At 65.7% G+C, this 6298-nt stretch carries 8 protein-coding genes; 5 read left to right on the forward strand and 3 right to left on the reverse strand.

Translation table 11 applies throughout. The features are described 5' to 3' along the window. From AC1D15_RS14635 to AC1D15_RS14645, 3 genes are all read right to left on the reverse strand, one after another. Positions 1-369 (reverse strand): DUF4276 family protein (locus tag AC1D15_RS14635; RefSeq protein WP_477826554.1); only part of this gene is annotated, 369 nt, incomplete at its 3' end. Next, positions 366-1571, reverse strand: a complete 1206-nt coding sequence (locus AC1D15_RS14640) for an AAA family ATPase (protein ID WP_465114236.1) — start codon at positions 1569-1571, stop codon at positions 366-368. The genes AC1D15_RS14635 and AC1D15_RS14640, both read right to left, overlap by 4 nt. Positions 1572-1667: 96 nt before the next feature. Then, positions 1668-2612: a YicC/YloC family endoribonuclease gene (locus AC1D15_RS14645; protein ID WP_047507436.1), complete on the reverse strand. Its 945-nt coding sequence runs from the start codon at positions 2610-2612 to the stop codon at positions 1668-1670. Between the two features lie 28 nt (positions 2613-2640). Between AC1D15_RS14645 and AC1D15_RS14650 the strand changes: the two genes are divergently transcribed. The 5 genes from AC1D15_RS14650 to AC1D15_RS14670 all read left to right on the forward strand — a co-directional run. Beyond that, on the forward strand, positions 2641-3609 hold the full coding sequence (locus AC1D15_RS14650) for a serine/threonine protein kinase (RefSeq protein WP_047507438.1): 969 nt from the start codon (positions 2641-2643) through the stop codon (positions 3607-3609). A 4-nt stretch (positions 3610-3613) separates the two neighbouring features. Further along, positions 3614-4528, forward strand: a complete 915-nt coding sequence (locus AC1D15_RS14655; RefSeq protein WP_047507439.1) for a PP2C family protein-serine/threonine phosphatase — start codon at positions 3614-3616, stop codon at positions 4526-4528. Positions 4529-4646: 118 nt separating this feature from the next. Beyond that, complete coding sequence (rph, locus tag AC1D15_RS14660) at positions 4647-5372, forward strand: ribonuclease PH (protein ID WP_465114235.1); 726 nt, start codon at positions 4647-4649, stop codon at positions 5370-5372. A 17-nt stretch (positions 5373-5389) separates the two neighbouring features. Beyond that, entirely contained in the window at positions 5390-5995 is a 606-nt protein-coding gene (gene rdgB, locus AC1D15_RS14665) for an RdgB/HAM1 family non-canonical purine NTP pyrophosphatase (protein ID WP_465114234.1), read from the forward strand. Positions 5996-6047: 52 nt separating this feature from the next. Beyond that, the coding region (locus AC1D15_RS14670) for a radical SAM protein (protein WP_477826555.1) at positions 6048-6298 on the forward strand (251 nt) is incomplete at its 3' end.

The raw sequence follows: 6298 nt of genomic DNA on the forward strand, positions 1-6298 counted from the left end.
TTGCAAGGAGGGAGCCGCAGCGATGAACCAGGCTTCGAACTCCCGATTCGCCAGCACAACCGACAAACGCTGATGCGGGATATGTTGTTGCGCCCGTTGGTAGATTTCCCGACCCAGGCTTGCCGGGCAATCGTCATCGGCATCCAGCACGATCAGAACCCATCCGTCGTGACCACTCTTGGCTGCGGCAAGAAGCAGTTGCCTGCGGAATTCATCATCCTTGTTCAGGAATTTGTCGCGTCGAACTCGAATGGGTTGCAGCAGGTTGACCAACGCGGCGGGATCTCGTTCCGAAGCCAGTCTAYGCAACAGGATTGGCAATGCGGAGACCTCTCCGTCTCCTTCCACGATCGATGCGATCGAGATCACAGCCGGGCCTCACCGAACAAGTCTGTCTGGCTCGCGCTCTGCTGCGCGATGATGTCGCGGTCAGGTGCGAGCTGGTTCATGCGCAGCAGCTCACCGGCGGAAAACAGGTGATTGCGCAACACTTGGCGAGAGGCTTCGTCCAACGGCGCAATTTTTGTTTCTCCGCCTTCCGAGATGACGGAGATGATCGAATCGGCATCGATGCCGCGGTCATCCAGCAGGTCGGGACTGTGACTGGTCACCAGAACTTGTGTTTGGTTGGAGGCATGAACCAGCACCTCGCGCAGGGCAGCGCTGGCCGCTGGATGCAGCGCAGTTTCAGGCTCTTCGATACCGATCAGCGTCGGGGAGTAGTCGACGTTGCTTTGCAGCAAGGCGGTCATCACGCCAAGCGCTCGCAGCGTGCCATCGGACATGTTCTGCGCCAGAAACTTCCAAGGGTGCTTGGCGCCGGCCATTTCCTGTCGAAACTCCAGCGTTTCCATGGGTCCGATGGACTTGCGCTCCATGCCATGCACCATTGGAACCACCGACTGAAGATACTCTTCGATGGTCTTCACACGATCGGGCGCGACGCGCTCCAGATGGCCGATCACACTGGCGATGTTCTCGCCAACGGGCTTGAGCAGGCGACCATCCTGCGGCTTTTGGAGTTCCCGCATCAGCTTGGGATTCAGGTTGTAAAAACCCATCGCTGTCAACGCATCGAATACAGGCCTGAATGCCGTGAAGCCCGATGCAGCTACCAAGGCGAGTCGGTCCGCCGTCACGGCTGGGAAGGTGGATTCGCTGCTGTCGCGCAGCTGACCTTTGGACATCCGAAAGAAGGGGCCTTTCCCGATCCCGGTGATGACGCACTCTTCATGCTGCACCTCATAGCTGCCGCTTGCCATCGCGCCGATGTCGAAGGCATATCGTCCCTCGCGACCATCTCGCAGGCGAAACTCAAGCCGAATGCCGAAATGCGTCGGATGACCACTGGAGCGGCGGCGCACTTCGTTCAAGCCGCCACGCTCGTTGATGGCGCTGTCCAAGGATCCAGCCAGGGCGTCTCGAACAAAGTGCAGCGCGTCCAGAAAGTTGCTTTTCCCGGCGCCGTTATGACCGACCAGGTAAGTCAGAGGATGCAGGCGCACATCGCAATGTCCGATGCTCTTGTAGTTGCGCAGCACCACACGTCGAATGCAAACGGTCTGGGGCATGTAAACCTCTCTGTCTTGAAGGAGTCGTGACGAACGTGCTCGCCGGGCATGTTCGCTACGCGTGTGCCCGGGGACTCGACACAAGGCTGGCGAACCTTACTCGAGGTTCTGCACCTGCTCCCGCAACTGCTCGATCGCGACCTTCATCTCCACCGAGATGTTGGTCAGCTCCAGCGTCGAGGCCTTCGAGCCCAGCGTGTTGGCCTCGCGCAGCAGCTCCTGGATCAGGAAGTCGAGCCGCTTGCCGACCTCGCCGCCGGCCTTCAGCAGGCGGGCGATCTCTTCCAGGTGGGCGCGCAGGCGGGCCAGCTCCTCGGCCACGTCGATGCGGATCGCATAGGCCGCCGCCTCGTTCAGCGCACGGTCCTGCAAGGCCTCGCGGGCGATGCTCTGTGCCGCGCCGGTCACGTCCAGCGCCTCCTGCCAGCGCTCGACGAAACGCTGCTGCTGGCGCTGCACCGCGGCCGGCACCAGCGGCTCGGCCTGCGTCGCCAGTTCGCGCAGGCGCTTCACGCGCTCCATCAGCACCGCCACCAGCTTCTCGCCCTCGCGCTCGCGCGCTTCGGCCAGGCCGTCGATGCAGCGCCGCGCGGCATCCAGCGCCGCTTCGTCCAGGTGCTCGGCCGCCGAGCCCGTCTTGCACCACTGCAAGACCTCGTGCACCGACAGCGGCTGCGCCTTCGGCAACCAGCTCTGCACGGTGTTCTCGATGCGGCTCAGGCGGTTCAGCTGGTCCGGCTGGGGCGTCGGCCAGGCCGATTCGTTTTCCCGATGGGTGTTCAAGCGCAATTCGACCTTGCCGCGCCGGAAGCGCTTGGTGATCAGGTCGCGCAACACCGGCTCCAGCGAGCGGAACTCGTCCGGCAGGCGCAGGCTCAGGTCGAGGAAGCGGTTGTTGACGGAACGCAGTTCCACCATCACGCTGGACGCGGTCGCCGCCGGCGACCGGGGGGCGGAAGCATCTGCCGCCACCGTGCTATCTGTGGCGGTTTGCGCCCCGGAGGTGGCGCTTGCGTACCCGGTCATGCTGTAGACTGGCATTCAATTTATCGCATTGCAAAATCCGATTATGTCAAAGCCAAAACCCGCTCCGTTGCCGTCGGGCACGGTCGTCGGTGGCTACCAGGTCATCAAGAAGCTGGCAGCCGGGGGCTTTGGGGTCGTCTACCTGGCCGAAGATTCCGACCGGCACCTGGTGGCCGTCAAGGAATACCTGCCGTCCTCGCTGGCCGAGCGCGCGCCCGGCGAACTGACGCCGCGCGTCAAGCCCGAGAAGCAGCCGCTGTACCGCCTGGGGCTCAAGAGCTTCTTCGAAGAAGGCCGTTCGCTCGCGCAGATCAGCCACCCGAGCGTGGTCAGCGTGCTGAACTTCTTCCGCGAGAACGAAACCGTCTACATGGTGATGAACTACCTGCAGGGCGACACCCTGCAGGATTTCATCGTCACCGCGCGCGACCTGAAGCGCGACAAGGTGTTCCGCGAGTCCACCATCCGCAGCCTGTTCGACGAGATCCTGCGCGGCTTGCGCATCGTGCACCAGCACAAGATGCTGCACCTGGACATCAAGCCGGCCAACATCTTCATCACGAACGAGAACAAGGCGGTGCTGCTCGACTTCGGCGCGGCGCGCGAGGTGCTGAGCAAGGAAGGCAACTTCATCCGCCCGATGTACACGCCCGGCTTCGCCGCGCCCGAGATGTACCGCCGCGACGGCACGCTCGGCCCCTGGACCGACATCTACGCGATCGGCGCCTGCATCTACGCCTGCATGCAGGGCTATCCGCCCAACGATTCCCCGCAACGCATCGAGAAAGACCGCCTCGCGCTGTCGCTCTCGCGGCTGCGCAACGTCTATTCCGACAACCTCATTGAAGTAACCGAGTGGTGCATGTCGCTGGATCCCTTGTCGCGCCCGCAAAGCGTTTTTGCCCTTCAGAAGGAACTGGCGCGCGAGACCGAGCGTCGCTATACCAAGCTCAGCTTCAGTGAACGGCTGAAGCTGCAGCTCGAGAACCTCACGACCGGCGCGAAGGGCTGAGGGCATGCGATTCACCGTGTACCAGGTCAGCCGAAAAGGCGGCCGCGAGAAGAACGAAGACCGCATGGGCTATTGCTACACGCGGGATTCGGGGCTGTTCGCGCTCGCTGACGGCATGGGCGGCCACCCCGAAGGCGAGGTCGCCTCGCAGCTCGCGCTGCAGACGCTCGCCGCGATGTACCAGCGCGATGCCAAGCCCACGCTGAAGGAGCCGATGCGCTTCCTGCACGAGGCCATCATCGCCGGCCACCACCAGCTGCTGCGCTATGCCACGCAGAAGGCGCTGATCGATACGCCGCGCACCACTGTCGTCGCCTGCGTGCTGCAGGGCAACAACGCGTACTGGGCGCACTGCGGCGATTCGCGGCTGTACCTGGTGCGCGGCGACAAGCTGGTCGCCCGCACCCGCGACCACTCGTACTCCGAACTGCAGGAAACGCTGAGCCACGTCGTGCCGATGGGCGAGCGCTTCAACCGCAACGTGCTGTTCACCTGCCTGGGCAGCCCGGGCAAGCCGGTGGTCGATACCGTCGGCCCGCTGGTGCTGCAAAGCGGCGACCGCCTGCTGCTGTGCTCCGACGGCCTGTGGGGCACCGTCAGCGATGCGGTGATCACCGAGCAGCTGGCGCGCAACACGCTGGCCGATGCGGTGCCCGAGCTGGTCGAGCAGGCGCTGCGCAACGGCGGCGCGAAGAGCGACAACGTGACGGTGCTGGCCGTCGAATGGGAATCGGCCGAAGACAACGACAGCAACGGCGGCATCTCCACCGACACGCTGGGCGAGGAAGTCTTCGCGTCGACGATCCAGGCGAGCGTGCTGGGCCAGGAGGCCCCCGACGAGCTCGACGATGCCGAAATCGAGCGCTCGATCAAGGAAATCAACGAGGCGATCCGCCGCTCGTCGCAGAAAAAGCCCTGACGGCACGCCGGGCCCGTCCCGGCGTAAGCTTCGCCCCCATGACCTTCCGAGTCCGCTCGCGCCCGTCGCGATGCGGACTTTGTCTTTCACGACACCACCTTCATCGCCTGCACACCCCATGAGCTTCATCCGCACCCAAGGTCGCGCCGCTGATGCGCTGCGCCCCGTCAGCATCCGCCGCCATTTCACGAAGCACGCCGAAGGTTCGGTGCTGGTCTCGTTCGGCGACACCCAGGTGCTGTGCACCGCGTCGGTCGAAGAGAAGGTGCCGCCGCACAAGCGCGGCAGCGGCGAGGGCTGGGTGACCGCCGAATACGGCATGCTGCCGCGCGCCACGCACACCCGCGGCGACCGCGAGGCGGCGCGCGGCAAGCAGAGCGGGCGCACGCAGGAGATCCAGCGCCTGATCGGCCGCTCGCTGCGCTGCGTGTTCGACCTGAAGAAGCTGGGCGAGCGCAGCATCCACCTCGACTGCGACGTGATCCAGGCCGACGGCGGCACKCGCACCGCGGCGATCACCGGCGCCTGGGTGGCGGCGCAAGACGCCGTCAGCTGGCTGCAGCGCAAGGGGCTGATCACCGAATCGCCGATACGCGATGCGGTGGCGGCGATCTCGGTGGGCATCGTCGACGGCACGCCGCTGCTCGACCTGGAGTACGTCGAGGATGCGGGCTGCGACACCGACATGAACGTCGTGATGACCGCCGCCGGCGGCTTCGTCGAGGTGCAGGGCACGGCCGAGGGCGCGGCCTTCTCGCGCGACGAGATGGGCGCGCTGCTGGCGCTGGCCGACAAGGGCATCCGCGAACTGGTGGCCGCGCAGCGGGCCGCGCTGGCGGGCTGAGCGCGAGGGTTGCCGTGATGCGGTTGGTGCTCGCGTCGAACAATCAGAAGAAGCTCGGCGAGCTGCAGGCGCTGTTCGCGCCGTTGTCCATCGAGCTGGTCACGCAGGGCTCGCTCGGCATTCCCGAGGCCGAGGAGCCGTACCTCACCTTCGTCGAGAACGCGCTGACCAAGGCCCGGCATGCCGCGCGCGCTGCCGGTGCCGCGGCGATCGCCGACGATTCCGGCTTGTGCGTCGATGCGCTGAAGGGCGCGCCGGGCGTGCTGTCGGCGCGCTACGCGACGCTGTTCGGCCAGCCGAAGAGCGATGACGACAACAACCGCGTGCTGCTCGACCGCATGCAGGGGCACGGCGACCGCCGCGCCCGCTTCGTCAGCGCGCTGGTGGCGGTGCGCTCGGCCGACGACCCCGAGCCGCTGATCGCCTTCGGCCGCTGGAACGGCGAGCTGCTGCGCGAGCGCGCCGGCGAGGGCGGCTTCGGCTACGACCCGCTGATGTTCATCCCGGCGCTCGGGCGCTCGGTGGCGCAGCTCAGCGCCGACGAGAAGAATCGCGTGAGCCACCGTGCGATGGCGGCCCAGCAGATGTTGGCCCTGATGCGCGAGGTCTGGCACCTTGGCTGACGTGATCCCGATCGGCCCGTCACCGGCCACGCCCGGCGAGTCGGCCGGTGACATGGTGGCCCGCTACATGCGCCCCGGCACGCTGCAACTTGCCGCACTGCCGCCGCTGTCGCTGTACGTGCACCTGCCGTGGTGCCTGCGCAAGTGCCCGTACTGCGATTTCAACTCGCACGAGAAGGCCGGTGAGCTGCCCGAGGCGCGCTACCTCGACGCACTGCGGGCCGACCTCGAGGCGGCGCTGCCGTTCGTGTGGGGCCGCCGCGTGCACAGCATCTTCATCGGCGGCGGCACGCCCAGCCTGTT

It is taken from the genome of Rhizobacter sp. P2_H2 (assembly GCF_056403375.1).

Excerpts from the sequence above, each read along its gene's own strand:
- AC1D15_RS14640 (WP_465114236.1), bottom strand. The coding sequence starts at position 1,571 with ATGCCCCAGACCGTTTGCATTCGACGTGTGGTGCTGCGCAACTACAAG.
- AC1D15_RS14645 (WP_047507436.1), bottom strand. The coding sequence starts at position 2,612 with ATGCCAGTCTACAGCATGACCGGGTACGCAAGCGCCACCTCCGGGGCG.
- AC1D15_RS14650 (WP_047507438.1), top strand. The coding sequence starts at position 2,641 with ATGTCAAAGCCAAAACCCGCTCCGTTGCCGTCGGGCACGGTCGTCGGT.
- AC1D15_RS14655 (WP_047507439.1), top strand. The coding sequence starts at position 3,614 with ATGCGATTCACCGTGTACCAGGTCAGCCGAAAAGGCGGCCGCGAGAAG.
- rdgB (WP_465114234.1), top strand. The coding sequence starts at position 5,390 with ATGCGGTTGGTGCTCGCGTCGAACAATCAGAAGAAGCTCGGCGAGCTG.